Genomic DNA, 17,923 nt, shown 5'->3' with positions numbered 1-17,923 from the left:
GCCACAGATTATTTGCTGTCAAAAGCATTCCGGGCGGCTTCCACTTCAGACAGATTTTTCTCTGCCCAGATCCACACCCCACAAAACGCTGCGCCCAGGCTTAGTCCCAGCGCTGTAAGACGATAATCCACCCGTGGCGGAATAACCGGGTGAATCGTACGGGTCACCATCCCGTCCCGTTCCATTTGCCGGAGTGTCTGGGTCAGCATCTTCTGGCTGATACCCTCGACTTTTCGTGCCAACTGCGTGAAGCGCAATTCCTTGTGCTCTTCCAAAACCTCCAGAATGATCATCGTCCATTTGTCAGCAACGCGACCAATGAGCTCCGTCACCAACCGCTCAACGCGCGCATCGCACTCCGTAGGTGGCGTTGCTTCGGCCAAACGCTTGGCACGGCGTTCAGGCGAGGCTTCGTAGGGGTTATCCGTCATAGGGGGTCACTCTCTTTTCGGTGCGTATAAATCTTTGAGGTGCCTTCTTTCGAATTGACGATAGCCCGCTAGATAGAGCGTTCCAATTCTCAATGGAGCAACTCCAATGAAACCGAGCGGAAACACAATCCTGATCACTGGTGGTGGCTCAGGCATAGGCCAGGCTCTTGCACAGCGACTGCATGATGCTGGCAACACGGTTGTCGTCGCCGGGCGTCGCCAGAATGCTTTGGATGAAACGATCGCCGGTCGAGCCAACATGCATGCACTAGTGCTGGATATTGAAAGCCCGGAGGGGATTGCTGATTTTACAGAACGGCTTCTAAGCGCATATCCGTCACTTAATGTTCTGATCAACAATGCCGGCATCATGCGATTTGAAGATTTGGCGCAGACGCATGATCTGGCGGATGCCGAAGCGACGATCACGACCAACCTCCTCGGGCCGATCCGCCTGATCAACAGCCTGACGGATCATCTGCTCAAGCAGCCGGATGCCGTCGTGATCAATGTGACATCCGGGTTGGCATTCGTGCCGCTGACGACAACACCCACCTATAATGCCACCAAAGCCGCGATCCATTCCTACACGATTGCCCTCCGAGAGGTTCTGAAAGGGAAAGTCGAGGTTATCGAACTTGCGCCCCCCGCAGTACAGACAGGCCTCACGCCTGGCCAAGAAACGCGCCCCGGCTATCAGCCCCTGACGGACTTTACGGATGAAGTCATGGCGTTGCTGACGCAACAGCCCACGCCACCGGAAATTCTTGTCGAACGCATGCGCTTTCTACGCTTTGCGGAGGCCAATGGTCAGTTCGATGAAACACTGACCAAGCTCAACGCTTTTGCCGCGCAAGCCCGCAACGGTTAAGAGGCCAATGCTCATAAAAAAAGCCCCGGGGCAGTTGCTCCGGGGCTTTTCTCAGGACGAAAACTCAAAAGATTCAGTTGCCGAGGCTCTGAGCCTTCTTGAAGAGATCACGGCAGACCAGAACCTGCTTGTCCTTGGGCAGCGTGGAGATGTCGAACGGCGTGTTGGTGCTGGTCTGGAGCAGACCACGGCCACCCAGTGAGTAGTACTGGTCGTTCTGAACATCAGAGCGCTTGGCAAGCTTGCGGGATGCCGAGCGCGGCCCTGTACCCAGCGAGAGCTTCTTATGGATGCAATAGGACGTCAGGCCTGCCACGTTGCCAGCCTGCGCATTGTCGATGGATGGCATGCCATTTTCACCAAGCGTACCAGGCGTTGATGCAGTTGCAATACCGTTGATACCACCGACGGCCTGCACGTGGTTAGGCGTGATCACAGCCTGAGTTCCTGGTGGAACAATCGGCTGTCCAGGCTGCGGAGCTGTCTGTGCAAAAGCAGCACCAGAGACAGCAAGGCCAAGAGCGGCAACGGCAGCAAAATACTTATTGGTATTCATGGATAGAGTCTTTCCATGTTCGATATTATTACACAGCGGCTATTCAGGAATATAATCACCAGAGCAATACTCTGCTGGCTATCTCACGGCCGTTCTCTAAAAACACTTGAGATCCGACTTAGTTTCTTTTCGAATCATCTTTCCCGATTTTATAACGCCATGAGGCCCCGCATTCAGGCAGTCCATTAACGCTGGATTGAGTCCCCGGCATTTCTGCGCCAAGGTTTCGGATATGTCAGACGCGATGCAATCCCTCCCCGTTCCGCCGGCTCCAAAGCAGGAGCCCCTGTCAACAACGCAGCTTGGCCGGACCAGAACTGACGCCTACGCCTGGATGAAGGACGAGAACTGGCAGCAGGTTCTGCGGGATCCGTCTGTCCTTCGTCAGAACATCACCGATCACCTCAAGGCAGAAAATGCGTACGCCGAAGCGGTGCTCTCTGGCATGGAACCGCTTCGCAAAGAGCTTCTGCAGGAAATGATCGGTCGTATTCCCCTTGCCGAAGAATCCATTCCCGTGCCTGATGGTCCTTGGGCCTATTACAGCCGCTTTGAAGATGGGGCTCAGCATCCTCTCCGGGCACGGCGCCCGCGCGACGGCGGAGAAGAGCAGATCCTTCTGGATGTGGACGCCCGCGCCAAACAGTTTGACTATTATGCGCTCGGCGGGACGGCCCACTCTGCAGATCATCGCTACTTTGTCTATTCCGAAGACGTGCAGGGCTCTGAAGTTTATCGCATTCAGGTCAAGGACCTGGAGACCGGAGAACTCTGCGCCGAAGCGGTTGAGAGCACGACCGGAAGCTTTGCTCTTTCCCCTGACAGTGCGTGGCTGTTCTGGATCTTCCGGGACGACAATGGCCGCCCATCACGGATTTACCGCCGTCCTCTGACCGGCGGGGCGGACGTACTCGTCTTCGATGAAACCGATGCAGGCTTTTTCCTCAGCATCGGCACCAGCGCCTCTCGCAAGTGGATCGTTATCGAACGCGGGGATCACGATACGAATGAGACGCTTCTGATTCCTGCTGCCGAGCCGACAGTAATGCCTGTTGTTGCAGCTCCCCTGGTCCGGGGAGAGCGCTATTCCTTCACGCACTGGAATGATCGTTTCATCATTCTCACCAACGCGGGCGGCGCTGTCGATTTCCAGTTCATGCAAACGCCCGATACGGCCACAGATCGGGAAAACTGGCGCCCGTTCGTCCCGTATCTGGAGGGGCACTACCTTCTGGCAGCTACGGCGTCGCGTGATTATCTGGCATGGGCAGAGCGGAAAGACGGAAACGTTTATATCCGCGTCGTAAAGGCAGGCGTAACAGGAGATGTTCGTGCGCAGGCCGCCACGATCGGAATGGACGAACCCGCATATGATCTGACCCTTCAGGGCATTCTGGAATATGACGGCTCTGTTCTGCGCTACGTCTATCAATCCCCGACAACGCCGGCACACTGGTATGACTACAATTTGGCAACAGGCGAGCGAACCCTGAAGAAGGTTCGCGATGTCCCGTCTGGCCATGATCCAGCGCAGTATGAAACGCGGCGTCTGTTCGCGACGGCGGCGGATGGCGAACAGGTTCCCGTCACCGTTCTGATGCGAAAAGGCCAGCCGCTGGATGGCTCTGCACCCCTTCTGCTCTATGGATATGGCTCCTACGGCATTGCGATGGATGCAGGGTTTTCCACAACAGTCTTCAGTCTCGTTGACCGTGGATGGGTTTATGCCATCGCGCATATCCGTGGTGGGTCCGAGAAAGGCTGGAACTGGTTCCTGCAAGGGCGCGGCAAGACCAAACCCAACACCTTCACGGACTTCATTGCCGCCGCAGAGTATCTGGCCAAAGAGGGCTATGGCTCAGCAGGGCGCATCGTTGCTCATGGTGGCTCAGCCGGGGGCCTACTGATGGGCGCTGTCGCCAACATGGCACCCAACCTCTTTGCCGGGATCGCCGCGCAGGTGCCGTTCGTGGACATGCTCAACACCATGTCTGACGTTTCCCTGCCGCTGACCCCACCAGAATGGCCGGAATGGGGAAATCCACTCGAAGATGAAGAGGCCTACGATCTCATTGCCAGCTATTCCCCGTATGACAACATTCAGGCGCGCCCCTACCCGCCCATTCTTGCCATGGGGGGCCTTTCAGATCCACGAGTGACCTATTGGGAACCTGCAAAATGGATTGCCAAGCTGCGTGAAGTGGCCTCAGGCGGCCCATTCCTGTGCCGCATCAACATGGATGCTGGCCATGGCGGATCATCCGGGCGCTTCAAACGACTGGAAGAAGTTGCGCTGGTGCAGGCTTTCGCCATCTGGGCAATGGATCGCGCGCCCCTACGCTAGAGGGATGACAGTCTGGCCCACGCCCACAGTGGGCCAGACATCACTCGGGTTTCGGCTTCCCGATCCGTCCGCCAAACATCCAGACCCCGGCAAACCGTGACAGCAAGATAGCCGCGTTACAGGCTGCCGTCGTCAGACAGGCACCGGCGAGACCAAAATGCATAGTCAGAACATAGAGCGCGGGAAAATAGATCGCCATGATGGCCGTGCGGCTGGTCATCAGGAATTTTACATGCCCCACGACGATCAGCAGTGGTTCCAGCGGAATGACCAGCAGGCTGAAAACGGCGGCCATCAGCATGATGGAAATGTAAAGCGATGTGTGATGCACATGAACATGCAGCATCAAACGGAAAATCTTTGAGCCAAAAAAAGCAGACAGCACCAGAAGCAGCAGGGACAGTGCGGTCAGCACGCCAAACATTTTCCATGTAACGCGCTTGAGGCCTTTCCAGTCCTGCTGATCCCGCATCTTGACCAGTTCGGGGTACAGCACCGGCGAGATGAGCTGGGCAGGCGTAACAATCCCGTCCGCAATCTGGCGGCAAACGCGGAAAACAGCAGCTTCCGCCGGGCCAAGGCCATTACCGACCAGAAGCGTTGCAACATGCCCGGAAATGTTGCCGAGTGTCTGGTTCACGCTGGCCGCACGCGTAAACTGCCACATGCCGGGGATCTGCCAGCGCCAGCTGCGATAGGCTTGGAAATAGCGGAACCGGAACTTCCTTCGCAGGATATCCATCGCGTAATAGAAGTAGAAACCGTAATCGATGATGATCGCGAGCGCCCACATTGCAAGGAAATATCCAAGCTTCAGATGCAGGGCATATCCGACCAGAACTCCCACCGTCTTTACGATCGCGGCACAGGTATCAATGATCGGGACAAGGTGAAATTTCCCTGCCATTCGCAGAATACCGTTGGCCCAGCCTGAATACATCAGTGGGCTCACGATCACATACAGATCCGCCAGAAACCGGACATGCCTGGACCAGTGTGCCGTCACACCATAAATCTGCACGGCAACAAGCCCGAAAATAATGGACCCTGCCGCAGACATCGTATCCAGCCGGATACAGAAATGAACGACCTTCCGCAGCAGGTCCGTTTCGTTCTTGCTGAATGCGTCACTGCCAAAGCGAATCAGCGTCTGCCAAGACTGCATCCGTGACAAAACGGATCCGGTCGAAGCCAGAGAATGAATGAGGATCAGCAATCCGAAGTCAGAGAGGCCCAAAGCGCGCACGGTGAACGCGATATAGACAAAGCTGCACAGGGCATTGACCACACGGCCAAGGGTGAGAACACTGACATTTCGGAAAATGGATCTGAAAACAGAGCGCTCGGCGGACGACATGCGGGCTTTCTGACCACAAAGCCCCGGGAGTGTCCATGCCGGAACATGCATCCCTGCGTTTTGCCACGTTCTTGACAGCGAAGACCCGAGGGCTATGAACAGGGCCCTATTCCGAGCCTCCGAAGTGTTTCAGAGGCTATTCATAACCGGGATGGCGCCCTTCCAGCAGACGGCGTTCCGGACAAGAGCAGCAGGCAGTCTGCTCCGGGCAGGACGCAAAAGACGCTCATGAAAATCGCCTTCATTTATATTGCCGAACCTTATCAGTGCTACCACACCGCGTCCGTTGCCAGTGCACTTGCGGCAATACCGGGATGTGAGGTCACAGAATACTACAGCTTTCCAGAAACCATTGATCATCTGGCCCGCATCAGACGAGCCCTGAATGTTCCGCCGCTTCCGCTGCTGCCGTTTCCCCGATCCTGGAAAGCAAACATCCTGAAACGCGCACGCCGTCTGGATCAGGAGCGACTGGTCATTCTTCGGGAGAATGTTGAAGAGTTAAACCAGTACGATGTGGTTGTCGCAACGGAATATACGGCGGGCGTCCTGAAAGACATGGGGCTGAACGACCCGAAACTCATCCTGCTGATGCATGGCGCCGGAGACCGTTACGTTAATGATGAGCATCTTGTTCGAGAGTTTGATCTGACGCTTGTGCCCGGTCCGAAAGTCGAGACTTACTTCCGGGACAAAGGGCTTATCCAGAACGGTGCGTCATGCATCGTGGGTTATCCCAAATTCGATGTATTCGAAGCCGTCCGCCGGGAAAATGCCGTTTCTTTCAGCAACGAGCGTCCCTTCGCGCTCTATAACCCGCACTATCAGCGTGTCCTGACATCTGCACCCGCATGTATGGATACCATCATCAAAGGCTTTAAGGCACAGAACGATTACAATCTGGTCGTGGCCCCTCACATCAAGATGTTCCACAAAGGCTTTGGCATCCGGGAGCGTCTGCTTCAACGCCAGCAAAGCCCCGAGGTACTCGTGGACACTGGCTCGAGCGCCATGCTGGACATGACCTATACGTCTCAGGCGGCCCTTTATATTGGGGATGTCAGCAGTCAGGTTTATGAGTTTCTGGCCATCCCGCGCCCCTGTATTTTCCTGAATCCTCACAAGCTCCCATGGCGTGACGATCCGTATTTTTTACACTGGACACTCGGAGACGTGGTCGATGACCCCGCAGACATCATGCCTGCGGTTGCAAGGGCGGAAGAACGTCATGCGTTCTATCGGCCAGTGCAGGAAAAACTGTTCCGGGAAACATTTGGGGAGCCCTTGCTCGGGGCGTCGCAGAGAGCGGCTGACGCGATCGTCAGTTTTATGAACAACGTCTAAGTACCCTGAGGAAGACTGCTCTCCCTCAGAGTGATCAGCTGATTATTGAGGAATCGGCGTGCACTGCTGTGTGACAGGCTCACCCGCCATCACAGCTTTAGTGAAGGCGGCAGAGTCCGGCAGGGACGCGTTGACTGTCTGGGAGTGGTCCAGCCCTTTATACAAATGCGCCTGTACTGTTGATCCAGCGGCGCAAGCTGCCTTGACTAAGCCTGCCTGAAGCTGCGGTGGAACGTCCTGATCTGCGGTGCCCGTTCCAACAAAAAGTGGCTGGGCCAGTTTCAGGGTCGGATACGTCATTGTTTTGAATGCGGGCGTCATGGCCTTCACAAACGTAGGCTGAAGCGCATTCGCAAGCGTCAGACCGTCTTTCTCCGCCATGTCTGAGAGGCCCGTCAGGCAGGAGTCAGCCGCTGCCTTGAACGCCGGCATAGCCTTGGACGTAAAGGCGTCTTCGGGACGGAAGGCCGGATGCAGACCAGCATAGGACGAACCAATCAGCAGCGTGTAAGCCACCAACGGGCTATATCCCGATGACTTGCCAGCTTCCTGCAACAGGCCAGACAGTATTTCCGGCGTCATGTACGGGATGCCTGTCGCCACAGTCCCGCGCACATTGATATCGGGAGCGTAAGTCGGTGCAAACGCCGCAGAGGCAAAAGCTGCACCGCCGCCTTGGGACTGCCCGACGATCATCACCTTGTTCTGGAGGCCCGGCACAGACTTCAACGCCGCCCGCACAGAGTCCAGCACGCTGTAAGCTTCAGCCCGTGTATTCAGATATGGGTGCACGCCCGGTGTTCCCAGCCCCTGATAGTCCGTTGCGACAATGGCAAAACCGCGCTTCATCCATTCGGACAGGTAATGAGTATTGCGCTCGCTGTAGGGGTTCAGAGACGGTGCGCAGCTGTCATCATTTCCAACCGTGCCATGCGCCCAGGCGACAATCGGCCACCCTCCTGCGGGGGCTTCGCCAGCAGGAACAATGACTTCGGCAGTCACGGGGACAAGCCCCTTCCCCGTAACACCATCTGTGGAAAGATAGGTGATGCGCAGGGAACGAGCAGCATTCGGAAGGCTCAGGGTATCTGCCAACGGAGCAGATTTCAGCAGAACACCCGGCTTCTGTGCGCTGTTCTGAGGTGCGGCATTCGCCTGCGCTGTGATGGCAGCAATACAAACACCACCCATAACCAGACTGATCGTCTTACGGGAAAAAGATACGCGCACAATTCTTCCTTACCTGAAATGCTCTGTGGGCCTGACGAAGTAAGGTACGGGTTCTGACGGAAAAAGTTGTATGAAAATCCTGTGCCCACCCAAATCGGGGCATTTTTGCCCCGGATATTGGAATTTCCGTTATTTGTGACCAAAGAGATGACGAACATCATCCCCGAAATGCTGAAACGCATCCTGCGTTGAACGATGACGACGATTTCCCGTCTCTGATACGACTGTCACGGTTGCGGTCATGCCAGCAGCCAATGTGAGATCGGACGGCACCTTGTCGATTTTCACGCGCACTGGAATGCGCTGGGCCAGACGCACCCACGTATAAACCGGATCAACCGTCGGGAGCCCCTGTTCGTTTACAAGGGCATTGTTGCTGGCAATACCGCGCGTGATGCTCTCGATGTGACCAAAAAGCGGGTCGTGGTAGCCCATCAGATCCATGCGAACGAGATCACCCTCATCCAGATCATGCACCTTGGTTTCTTCGAAATAGCCGTCGATCCAGTATGAGTTGGTATCAATGACGTGCATGTTCACGACGCCGGCTGTTGCAAAGTCACCCGGTCGCATGATCAGGTTTGTGACAATACCGTCTATGGAACTGCGGACTTTTGTACGGTCCAAATTGATCTCTGCCTGACGCAGGTCTGCCTGAGCAGAGGCGTACTGCGCCGCTGCCTGCTGGGAGAGAGCAACGTACTGCTTCTTTTCTTCCTGTGAGACCGCCACACCGGGAATGGCCTTACGCCACTGGGCCTGAACTTCCTTGAACTCCATGTCTGCCTTGCGTTCGGCCACCTTGGCTTTGGCCGCATCCACCGCAACCTGGAAATCGAACGGATCAATTTCGTACAGGACGTCTCCATGGTGAACAGGCTGATTATCCAGCACATTCACATGCAGGATCTGCCCTGAAACACGTGGCGCGATATTGGCGACCTGAACACGCACCTGCCCGTTCCGGGTCCAGGGAGAGGCTGTGTAGTAATCCCACAGGATAACCACCACGACGGCAGCCACCACCAGGATGGAGATCGTAATGGTCAGGCGGATCAGACGATGGGCACTGGATAGCACTTGAAACGGCCTTGTATCAGAGGATCAGGGTATAGAGCCCGAGCAGGCAGATAAGGATGCCGAACTGGGCAAGCGGCGGATCCCAGACGAAACGCCACAGATCAAACCAGCCCATGAGCCAGCGAAGAATAGCCAGCGTCAGAAGTGACAACGCCAGATTGACGACGAACGCAGACACAAGCAAACCGCCAAGGTCTACGACCTGTCTCATCACCATCGTTTGCGTCCTATTCCATAATGATGAACAGCCGTCCGGTTCCGCAGCAGCATGACACGCACGGCTTCCAGCCCACCCACACAGTTGAGGATCAGAATCTCCTCACTGGGGGCGCCAAGTCGCAGACGGTCAAGGAATTCCTGGGTCATATCTGCCAGTTCGCGCTCCAGAATACCCAAACTGTCTCTCGCCAGGGCTTTGCGCGCGGGACGGACGAGATGCCGTAGGGAAGGCATACGAGCTGCCTGATCCAGATAAAGCTGGACGCGCGCAATCGTGCTGGACAGATCCTCAAGCGCTACAAGCCGCTCAAAGACATGCTCTGAAGAGGTGCCTCCCTTGGGTAACCTCCTCGTCCAGAGCAAAAGTTGACTCAGACGGTCATATTTCCGGCTGAGCAACGCAGGTCCCATCGTCTCACCATGGCCGCCGAGCTGTGATTCCAGATCCGAAGAGATGGCCACGGCAATCCGGAAACGATGCCGCCGCGCCGTCGGTGGCCACAGCAGAACCAGAAGAATGAATGAGAGAACCGCTGACAGAAAATAGAACGTATTACGCTCAAGAAAGGCCGCCGGATCGTAACTATGATGATTCCCCAAACCCACGAAAACGAGAAAGAACGCACCATAGTGGAAGCCCACAGCGGCCGTTTTCGGATTCATCAAGAGAAGACAGGCAATAACGGTCTGAGGCAGAAGAACAAAGGCCAGGCCCTGAAGGGTATAAACGTAAGGTAAAACCCAGAAGGACAAAAACCCCGCGGCAAAAATTCCGAGAGGCGTGCCAATCATCGCACCTTTACCGAACTGGGCTGTGTCCAAAGAAGACGATGCCAGCACAAGGACCAAAGCACACTGAGAGAGCGCAGTCGCAGAAGCTGGCAGTCCTGTTCCGATGCAGAATGCGGCTACAAAACTGAACCCGAGCAGCACACGCATACTGTTGATAAAGGCCGTAATGTAATCCGGGTTATTCGAAAGCGTTGCCAGCTTGAGCGCTTCTCCCGCCGGGGTCGCCTTCATGAGCGTACTGATACCAGTACGAATATGCAGCCGGTTGCTCAGAAGCGTTGCGGCACGTTCCAGAAACCAGGCATCCCGAGGCGTAGGAAAATACTCAGGGTCTTCTTTCCGGATATTGGACAGGATGGTGCCCATGGTTTCCTGACGGTTCGTGCCATCCTCCACCCGTTCGTGCCACTGACGCACGTAACGCACCAGAATGTCCGTGACGCCCCCCTCTTTCAACAGGGCGGAAATGGCTCGGCTACAGGTCAAAACCGTCAGCATACCAATAATACTGAGCTTGGCGCCTGCCATGCGCAGTCGGCTACGATCCAGCTCCGTTCGGGCATAGGAGATCTGCGTCATCAGAGACAGAATTTCGGAGGCCAGTGCCGTGGTACCCTGCGCCGAGGGTGAGGGCTCTCCCATAATGGCAGAGTGACTCAGACCACGGATTCTCTGCCCCAGATTCTGGAGCCCCTTGGCGAGATTGCGCCAGGCCTGTGGGGAGCCAGACAGCAGATTGACGACAGCAATGGAGGCAACACCGATAGCGACCGTTGAGGCACGCGCTACACTGACGTGATAAATATTCTGGGGCGCATCAATGCTGGCAACTGCAACAAGGGCCACCATGTAGCCCGCCAGAAGCGCACCATACGCCCGGAAATCGCGTTCCAGTGTTCCGACGAAAGCACAGCCAGCCATCCAGAGCGCGACACCTCCGAGAAAGAGGCCACGATCCTGGCTGAACATGGAAATCAGAAGGATAGAAACGCCGACACCCAGCAGGGTGCCGAGAAAGCGGTAAAACGCTTTGGAAAGCGCCTGCCCCCGAAGGGGTTGCGCAAGAATCATGACAGTCACGCCAGCACCGGCCGGCGTGTCGACCTGAGCCCAGAACGCCGTGGCGAGAGCCAGAACGAGCGCAATCCAGGTTCGGAGACTGAACTGGATCCATCCCGGGCGAAAGACCGACTGTAACGTGGCGGTCAAGACAGATTATCCCTGCCAGGCAAACGGGTCATTCCGGCGCAGCTTACAGTTCCAGTCATCAACTCAGACTAAAAACCCTACTCCTCCCTTCAGAAGAAGGTTAGCCCCGGATTGGCCGTGACATGATTTGACGGATTTTATCGCCGAAACGTGATGTTCGACTCCTCAATCATCTTCATGAGGGAGAGCATGACAGGCTGCGGCGAGCTTTGGATTACTCTCGGCTGACTCCCTGCACAGCGTCCGTGCATCCGCACCACAGATCGTTGTCACGTCTTCCATGGTGGACGATGTCACGTCCCGCGCCACCTCGACGTCCTGATTATTCTCGTGCCCTTCTTCCTTGCTCAGTTGATCCTGTGCTTCATGCATCTCCTTGAGAGCATTGATACAGGCATCCGTAGCAGAATCGGGGTGAGTCTGCAGGACTTTGAGGACCTGATTGACCCCGATGCCCAACGCATTGATCGATGGGTCGTCATCATTGGTTTTGGCCCCTCCGTCCTCGGCATGAGCCAGGACCGGAAAGGCGAGCGGGACGGCCAGAAGGAGGGTGGCCACAAAGCGACGCTTGATCATGACGGCATGATTAGGGGAAAATAATCTCCGGACAAGCCTCATGGCATGATAGTCACACACCGTTGCAGAACGCATTCTGGCAGCTTTTCCGCGCTCCAGAACGCTGTTGACCTTGACTCCTTAAAGGACGGTCGTTAAGCGAGGCCATCCTTTTGCGGGCGTTCCGGCCCGCTATCCGGTCCATTGTGGGCCATACAGTCGAGAGCCTGGAAACATCATGAAGATCCGCAACAGCCTGAAGTCCGCAAAGGTCCGCGACAAGGACTGCCGCGTTGTCCGCCGTCGTGGACGCGTTTACATCATCAACAAGAAGAACCCGCGCATGAAGGCACGTCAGGGCTAATTGCTTTGATTCGCCGGATATCAAACAGACGGCGCTGGCTGATGGCTGGCGCCGTTCTGCTTTGTGCACCGGCCATTTCCTCTGCCACACCGCCGACCCCTGCCCCGTCCCAAACGTCCGGACCGGCCAGCGCTCCTTCCCCTGCAAAAAACGATTCCAGCAAGGCACATCCACACCACAAGACCGTTCAGGAACGTCTTGCTGAGGCGGAAAAGGCTCTCGCTCTCGCTGGAAATGAAAAAATTGCACGTCAGCTTGCTGATCAGGCCGAAAGCCTGCGCAGTCGTAGCCTGACAGGCGCTGTACGGATGCTTCTATCCGATTCGCAGAATGCATTGGGCAAGCACGACTTCCAGACTGCAGAAGACGACCTCACCTCTGCCATCACCATCCAGCCTGACCAATCCATTCTCCGCCGTCATCGTGCTGCCGTGCGCCTTGCCGCGGGCGACAACAATGGCGCGATTTCCGATCTGGGCGTGGCCATTCAGGCAGACCCTGGTGACGCAACGGCGTGGGGAATGCTGGCGGATGCAGAGCGGGAAAGGCACGAGCCAGACGCTGCCCTTCGTGCTTACAAACAGATGATGCAGCTTGATCCGCATGCTCCTGATGCAGACAAGCAACTCAAAATCCTTCAGACAGAGAAAGACGGACAGGAAGACTGACGAACACAACCTCTTGTATTCGTCAGCGTTCATTCCCTGATTCACTCTATTCAGGAGGACCTTCATGAAAACCAAAACAGTTCCCACCGATCAGGCTCCCGCAAAACAGGGTTGCTGCAGCAAAGTCAAAGCCTGCTGCAAACATGCTGGCCGCGCCCGCGAAATCAGCCTGGCTGTCATGACCGGCATGGCCACAATCGGCCCCAAGCGTTTCCGCCCCTATTTTCAGCAGGCACTCGCCGTTATTTCCGTCGTGGCAGCAACCATCCAGTTCTTCCGTAACCGGAAAGGCTGACCATTCCTCTGGCCAGACTCTAACCCGGATCTCTGGCCAGAACCCTCTTCAGAATCGCTTTGTCAGACCACCCATAATCGTTCGTGGGGCTCCAACAACCGTTCGGCTTAAAGAAGCTGACGGGAAATATCGCTTGTCGGCTGCATTCTGCACGTTGACCTGTGCGCTCCAGGACCCTCTTTCATAATACGCAGCCAGATTGACCAGAGCATAGGCAGACGTTTTGTACGTCAGGCCATAGATGGGATCGCGTGGCGTGTAATTATCGGCTGGGCTGGCCCCCTCAAAGTGCACACCCGCCCCAATACCAAGCCCCTTCAGCATCCCTGACGGGATAGAATACTTTGTCCAGACATTGAAAATATGGTGCGGCACACCCGCAAGCCACAGAGTTCCGCCATTGGGCAGGAGCTGGTTGTCTTTGGTGATTTTGGTATCGAGATAAGTATACGCAATATTGGCAGTCCAGGTTGGGAGAATTCTGAGATTGCCTTCCAGTTCAAACCCTTTGCTCGTCTGCTCACCCTGAGCAATTGAGTAAAGCGGATGAAGTGGATCTGTTGTCGCGACATTTGTCCGCGCCAGATCGAAAAGGGTGGCCATCCCTGTCAGCACACCGTTTCGCGTCTGCGCTTTGAGGCCAACCTCGTAATCCGTTCCTCTCTGTGGCGGCAGGATATTCTGCTGATAATCAACAGACGTCGTTGGCAGAAACGCCTTGGACCAGTTGAAGTATGCAGACATCCAGTCCGTAAAGGCCCAGGTAATGCCTGCGTGCGGACTAAAAGCCGTCGTTGGGGGATTGTTCCCGCCCCGGCCACTGGTCGCACGATCCCAGCGCACACCAAATGTCACCGCAACCTGACGGCCGATCTTCATATGGTCCTGAATATAGGCCCCGAACTGGTCCTGCCGTGTTTTGGAAATGACACCACTGCTCGCATAGTCGGGAACATCCCCATAGACCGGATTTGCGAGATTGAGATTTGTGGTGGTTGCAAAGCCGGTGGTGGAGTTGGTTCCATTCTGACCATAGTCTGTTCCGACCAGAACGTAGTGTGAGATCAGGCGTGTTGTATGGAATTTAAAATTAACGTTCGTATCAATTCGAACGTCAGTTCCGTGGTTATTATACGGTCCATAGTAATACCGACCAACCTGTGAAAGATCGTTCGAGAACCCCGTCGTTGCAAATAGCCATCTGTTATAGGTCTGACGGTACACCTGATACCGAAACCTCTGATGGAAGCCGATGTTCTCATTGAATTTGTGATCGAACATGTAGCCCAGATGAACATAGGTCTGTCGCTGCTGAGCAGGATTTTCAACATCGTTAATGGCAAAATCCCTAGGTAGTTTTCCCCAGGGAGACGGCAGAACCGTCCCGTATGCCGGGATCGCCGTATAAGGGTGACCGCTCGTGCGATTATAGCGGAACAGGAGCGTCAGGTCGGTATGATCTGTCGGGCGAATTGAAATGGATGGCGCGATATAAAGCGTCTCCATATCCGAGGCACGAACGAAGTAATCCTGCTTCCGGTAGACGGCATTCACCCGGGCTGTAATCATCCCATTGGATGTCAGCTTCCTGTTGATATCCGCGCGCCCTTCATAATAGGACCAAGATCCACCCTGAGCTGTGAAGTTGGCAAAATTACTGTCTGTCGGCCTTTTGCTGACCATGTTGACCATGCCAGAGAGCGGTCCCTGCCCAAACAGGCCCGAAGCCGGCCCTTTGATGACTTCCATGCGCGACAGACCCACAGTCTCGTTCATGGAAAGGCTGTCGATGGTTTTCATGCCATCGAGATAGGTCATGCCGGATGTGCTGAAGCCACGCACACGAATACTGTCATACAGGCCGTAGCTGTCCGCGTGTGACACGCCTGCCACGTTTTGCAGCGCATCCGACAGGCGGATGACATTCTGCTCATCCATCAGCTTGCGGGAAACGACAGAAATGATTTGAGGGTTTTCCAAAAACGGAATGGCCATCTTGGCGGCACTGACAGAAGCGGCCTGCTGCTGCCCAACCACCGTGACAATATCCTGCTTTCTACGCCTGGCCGCAGAAGAAGGGCTGTTTTTACGAGCGTGGGCCGCAGAAGAGCTTTTCTGCTTTTCCGGTTTCTCTACCAGCGAGCCTGCACTGGCGGAAGAAGACAGCAACAACTGGGAAACGATCATCAACGCCATTGGCTGAGTGCAACGAAACACACTCCGACCAAGGCTGGCTGTTGTAGGGCTCATTTGATTCGCATCTCAAAGAGTAAAGGTTCGATGCTAATGCGAGTCATTCTTAATAAACACAAGGGCCCGGATTTTTTTTGTCATAACCCGGATGGTCGTTATCAACGTTTCAGAGAAACGAGATAGGATCGATATCGATATCGATTTTGGCGCTTCCTTTGGGCCTGATGTCTTTCAGCCAGTCCCGCAAAATCGGCTGAACAGCGATTCCCCGCATGGTCCGCAGCAGTAACCGGCGCCGGTGCCGCCCGCGTAAAACAGCCAGAGGCGCAGGGGCTGGGCCTAACACCTGCACCCCTTCTCGCTCCGGTGCCGCAAAGGCTATTTCCTTTGCCAGAGCATCTGCCGCGTCTGTCGTTGCAGCACTGATGATCAGCGCAGCCAGCCGACCGTATGGCGGCCAGAAAGAAGGGCGTCTCTGCTCGGCTTCCTGCTCCATGAAGGTCTGGAAATCATTGGAGACAAGCGCGGTCATGACAGGGTGCTCACCCACGTAGCTCTGAAGCAGGACACGACCAGGACGCTCAGCGCGACCCGCACGACCCGCGACCTGATGCAGAAGCTGAACCGTGCGTTCCGCTGCCCTTAGATCGCCGCCGCCCAACCCCAGATCCGCATCCACAACACCGACCAGCGTCAGCTTCGGGAAATGCCAGCCTTTGGCAACGATTTGCGTCCCGATGATGAGGTTGACCTCGCCGTCCGTGATCTTCCGTACGGCTTCCGCCGTAGCCGCAGGGGAGCCCAGCGTATCGGAAGACATGACGAGGATCTTCGCCTCAGGAAAGCGCAGCTTTGCTTCTTCCGTAATGCGCTCAATTCCCGGCCCGATTGGCACCAGAGAGTGTTCGGCGTGGCATTGGGGACAATCTGACGGGATACTCTCGGTGTGACCGCAATGATGGCATGTCAGGATGCCACGCGCGCGATGTTCCACCAGCCAGGTGGAGCAGTTGGGGCACTGCATCCGGTGCCCGCAGGCACGACAGAGCGTCAACGGTGCGTAACCACGACGGTTGAGGAACAGCATCGCCTGCTCCTCGTTCTTCAGGGTCTCATCAATGGCAGTGCAGAGCACCGGGGATAAAAAGAGCCCACGCTCTGGCGGGTCAGCCCGCATATCGACCAGAGAAACATCCGGCATCGTCGCTCCGCCATGCCGGGCAGTCAGAAGCTCATGGTGATAGCGGCCGCTATCCACGTTCGCCAGCGTCTCCAGTGAAGGCGTGGCGGACACAAGAATGGCAGGAGCGTTCGCCAGACGGGCGCGAACCACAGCCATGTCCCGCCCATGATACATGACGCCTTCTTCCTGCTTGAAGGCGCTCTCATGCTCCTCGTCCACCACGACGAGTCCAAGATCTTCAAATGGCAGAAAGAGCGCTGATCGCGCGCCCACAACGACACGCGCCGTCCCGTCTGCCACAGCGCGCCATGTCTCGCGTCGACGCTTGGTTCCGAGGTCGGAGTGCCAGACGGCCGGGTCTGCACCGAAACGACGGATAAACCGATCCGTCCACTGAGCTGACAAAGCAATTTCCGGCAACAGGACCAGAACCTGTTTCCCTTGCGCCAAACAGGCCGCGACGGCCTCGAAATAGACCTCGGTCTTTCCCGATCCTGTCACCCCCTCCAGCAGAGTGACGTCAAACCGCTGCTCTTTCACCGGACGGCAAAGCTGCTCGGCAACGTCCGCCTGCTCTTCAGAAAGCTGCGGTGCGCCGTGGGTTGGGTCCGGCGTTGCGAAAGGAGCCGCGACAGAGATGACGGCTTCCCGAAGGAGCCCCGCAGTCGCGAGTCCTCGGATCACGGCGGAACTGGCACCGCTGGCCGCCGCGAGATCAGACGTCGTCATCGGCGCATTGGAAGCCGCATTGAGGACGGAGCGACGAGCCGGAGTGATGCGCAGGCCTTCTTCCGGTTGTTCCGTTCTGACCCAACCCAACGCAGGCTTTGGTGCGTCCTTCAGGTGAATGCGGGTTGCCATCGCCAGTACAAGCCCAGGCGGCGTCAGGGTATATGCAGCAACCCAATCAATAAACCGCCGCAGACTGCCCGGCAGGGGGCGTACGTCCAGCTTTTCGACAACTGGACGCAAACGGGACAACGGAACCTCGCGCCCCGGAGCCGTCGCGAAGTCAACAGGGACTGTGCTGGTCGTATCCCAGACACATCCGACCGTCTCCCGCTTTCCCAAGGGAATTGACACCAGATCGCCCGGCTGAAGCGTCATGGGTGCCAGATAATCCAACGGCCCCGGAAAAGGCAGCGGAACGAGCACCGAGACACGCGTTCCGGTGGGGGGTGGCTTTCGCCAGAGGTCAGGCTTGGGTAGGCTTCTGGATGCCATGCCTG

General features: G+C 56.2%; 16 protein-coding genes. 6 read left to right on the top strand and 10 right to left on the bottom strand.

All coding sequences use genetic code 11. The features are described 5' to 3' along the window. Nucleotides 1-8 precede the first annotated feature (8 nt). On the bottom strand, nucleotides 9-431 hold the full coding sequence (locus KP702_RS06000) for a helix-turn-helix domain-containing protein (RefSeq protein WP_202207124.1): 423 nt from the start codon (nucleotides 429-431) through the stop codon (nucleotides 9-11). A 106-nt stretch (nucleotides 432-537) separates the two neighbouring features. On the opposite strand from KP702_RS06000, the gene KP702_RS05995 reads away from it, so the two are divergent. Continuing rightward, nucleotides 538-1,302, top strand: coding sequence for an SDR family oxidoreductase (locus KP702_RS05995; RefSeq protein ID WP_202207123.1), 765 nt, complete (start codon nucleotides 538-540; stop codon nucleotides 1,300-1,302). 73 nt (nucleotides 1,303-1,375) lie between these two features. Here the strand turns inward: KP702_RS05995 and KP702_RS05990 are convergent, their stop codons facing one another. Next, nucleotides 1,376-1,858 (bottom strand): DUF2501 domain-containing protein, encoded by a 483-nt coding sequence (locus KP702_RS05990; RefSeq protein WP_202207122.1) that lies wholly within the window; start codon nucleotides 1,856-1,858, stop codon nucleotides 1,376-1,378. Nucleotides 1,859-2,090: 232 nt separating this feature from the next. Here KP702_RS05990 and KP702_RS05985 point away from each other — a divergent pair, with 232 nt between their 5' ends. After that, entirely contained in the window at nucleotides 2,091-4,202 is a 2,112-nt protein-coding gene (locus tag KP702_RS05985) for a S9 family peptidase (protein WP_252348565.1), read from the top strand. Between the two features lie 40 nt (nucleotides 4,203-4,242). Here the strand turns inward: KP702_RS05985 and KP702_RS05980 are convergent, their stop codons facing one another. Then, nucleotides 4,243-5,559, bottom strand: a complete 1,317-nt coding sequence (locus tag KP702_RS05980; RefSeq protein ID WP_215768643.1) for a lipopolysaccharide biosynthesis protein — start codon at nucleotides 5,557-5,559, stop codon at nucleotides 4,243-4,245. 228 nt (nucleotides 5,560-5,787) lie between these two features. Between KP702_RS05980 and KP702_RS05975 the strand changes: the two genes are divergently transcribed. Continuing rightward, nucleotides 5,788-6,903 (top strand): CDP-glycerol glycerophosphotransferase family protein, encoded by a 1,116-nt coding sequence (locus KP702_RS05975; protein WP_215768642.1) that lies wholly within the window; start codon nucleotides 5,788-5,790, stop codon nucleotides 6,901-6,903. Nucleotides 6,904-6,945: 42 nt separating this feature from the next. Here KP702_RS05975 and KP702_RS05970 read toward each other — a convergent pair whose 3' ends face one another. From KP702_RS05970 to KP702_RS05950, 5 genes are all read right to left on the bottom strand, one after another. Then, entirely contained in the window at nucleotides 6,946-8,133 is a 1,188-nt protein-coding gene (locus KP702_RS05970; RefSeq protein ID WP_373687833.1) for a lipase family protein, read from the bottom strand. Between the two features lie 129 nt (nucleotides 8,134-8,262). Next, complete coding sequence (locus KP702_RS05965) at nucleotides 8,263-9,213, bottom strand: HlyD family secretion protein (protein WP_064274642.1); 951 nt, start codon at nucleotides 9,211-9,213, stop codon at nucleotides 8,263-8,265. Nucleotides 9,214-9,229: 16 nt separating this feature from the next. Next, complete coding sequence (locus tag KP702_RS05960; protein WP_016737852.1) at nucleotides 9,230-9,430, bottom strand: DUF1656 domain-containing protein; 201 nt, start codon at nucleotides 9,428-9,430, stop codon at nucleotides 9,230-9,232. Continuing rightward, the gene (locus KP702_RS05955) at nucleotides 9,424-11,433 is read right to left on the bottom strand and encodes an FUSC family protein (RefSeq protein WP_215768641.1); all 2,010 of its coding nucleotides are present in this window, start codon (nucleotides 11,431-11,433) and stop codon (nucleotides 9,424-9,426) included. The genes KP702_RS05960 and KP702_RS05955 overlap by 7 nt, the downstream gene beginning before the upstream one ends. A 165-nt stretch (nucleotides 11,434-11,598) precedes the next feature. Further along, complete coding sequence (locus KP702_RS05950) at nucleotides 11,599-12,087, bottom strand: hypothetical protein (protein WP_237389903.1); 489 nt, start codon at nucleotides 12,085-12,087, stop codon at nucleotides 11,599-11,601. A gap of 142 nt (nucleotides 12,088-12,229) precedes the next feature. Between KP702_RS05950 and ykgO the strand changes: the two genes are divergently transcribed. From ykgO to KP702_RS05935, 3 genes are all read left to right on the top strand, one after another. Then, nucleotides 12,230-12,355, top strand: coding sequence for a type B 50S ribosomal protein L36 (gene ykgO / locus KP702_RS05945; protein WP_007281615.1), 126 nt, complete (start codon nucleotides 12,230-12,232; stop codon nucleotides 12,353-12,355). Nucleotides 12,356-12,396: 41 nt separating this feature from the next. Next, nucleotides 12,397-13,023, top strand: coding sequence for a hypothetical protein (locus tag KP702_RS05940; RefSeq protein WP_237389902.1), 627 nt, complete (start codon nucleotides 12,397-12,399; stop codon nucleotides 13,021-13,023). A gap of 64 nt (nucleotides 13,024-13,087) precedes the next feature. Next, the gene (locus tag KP702_RS05935) at nucleotides 13,088-13,318 is read left to right on the top strand and encodes a hypothetical protein (protein WP_202207116.1); all 231 of its coding nucleotides are present in this window, start codon (nucleotides 13,088-13,090) and stop codon (nucleotides 13,316-13,318) included. Nucleotides 13,319-13,366: 48 nt separating this feature from the next. On the opposite strand, the gene KP702_RS05930 is transcribed toward KP702_RS05935, so the two are convergent. Further along, complete coding sequence (locus KP702_RS05930) at nucleotides 13,367-15,568, bottom strand: TonB-dependent siderophore receptor (RefSeq protein ID WP_252348564.1); 2,202 nt, start codon at nucleotides 15,566-15,568, stop codon at nucleotides 13,367-13,369. Between the two features lie 109 nt (nucleotides 15,569-15,677). Beyond that, a complete protein-coding gene (locus KP702_RS05925; protein WP_215768640.1) occupies nucleotides 15,678-17,918 on the bottom strand; it encodes a primosomal protein N' in 2,241 nt (746 codons plus the stop codon). Nucleotides 17,919-17,923: the final 5 nt, after the last annotated feature.

Source organism: Gluconobacter sp. P5B12, assembly GCF_018812035.1.
In the GTDB taxonomy this organism is placed as follows: domain Bacteria; phylum Pseudomonadota; class Alphaproteobacteria; order Acetobacterales; family Acetobacteraceae; genus Gluconobacter.
The sequence above is the reverse complement of the archived record's forward strand: the minus strand, read 5'-3'. Positions and strand labels throughout refer to the sequence as shown.

Bases quoted from the DNA above. Each gene is read 5' to 3' on its own strand.
- KP702_RS05960 (WP_016737852.1), bottom strand. From the start codon at position 9,430: ATGGTGATGAGACAGGTCGTAGACCTTGGCGGTTTGCTTGTGTCTGCG.
- KP702_RS05950 (WP_237389903.1), bottom strand. From the start codon at position 12,087: ATGCGTTCTGCAACGGTGTGTGACTATCATGCCATGAGGCTTGTCCGG.
- KP702_RS05940 (WP_237389902.1), top strand. From the start codon at position 12,397: ATGGCTGGCGCCGTTCTGCTTTGTGCACCGGCCATTTCCTCTGCCACA.
- KP702_RS05980 (WP_215768643.1), bottom strand. From the start codon at position 5,559: ATGTCGTCCGCCGAGCGCTCTGTTTTCAGATCCATTTTCCGAAATGTC.
- KP702_RS05935 (WP_202207116.1), top strand. From the start codon at position 13,088: ATGAAAACCAAAACAGTTCCCACCGATCAGGCTCCCGCAAAACAGGGT.
- KP702_RS05925 (WP_215768640.1), bottom strand. From the start codon at position 17,918: ATGGCATCCAGAAGCCTACCCAAGCCTGACCTCTGGCGAAAGCCACCC.
- KP702_RS06000 (WP_202207124.1), bottom strand. From the start codon at position 431: ATGACGGATAACCCCTACGAAGCCTCGCCTGAACGCCGTGCCAAGCGT.
- KP702_RS05985 (WP_252348565.1), top strand. From the start codon at position 2,091: ATGTCAGACGCGATGCAATCCCTCCCCGTTCCGCCGGCTCCAAAGCAG.
- KP702_RS05995 (WP_202207123.1), top strand. From the start codon at position 538: ATGAAACCGAGCGGAAACACAATCCTGATCACTGGTGGTGGCTCAGGC.
- KP702_RS05990 (WP_202207122.1), bottom strand. From the start codon at position 1,858: ATGAATACCAATAAGTATTTTGCTGCCGTTGCCGCTCTTGGCCTTGCT.
- ykgO (WP_007281615.1), top strand. From the start codon at position 12,230: ATGAAGATCCGCAACAGCCTGAAGTCCGCAAAGGTCCGCGACAAGGAC.
- KP702_RS05975 (WP_215768642.1), top strand. From the start codon at position 5,788: ATGAAAATCGCCTTCATTTATATTGCCGAACCTTATCAGTGCTACCAC.
- KP702_RS05930 (WP_252348564.1), bottom strand. From the start codon at position 15,568: ATGAGCCCTACAACAGCCAGCCTTGGTCGGAGTGTGTTTCGTTGCACT.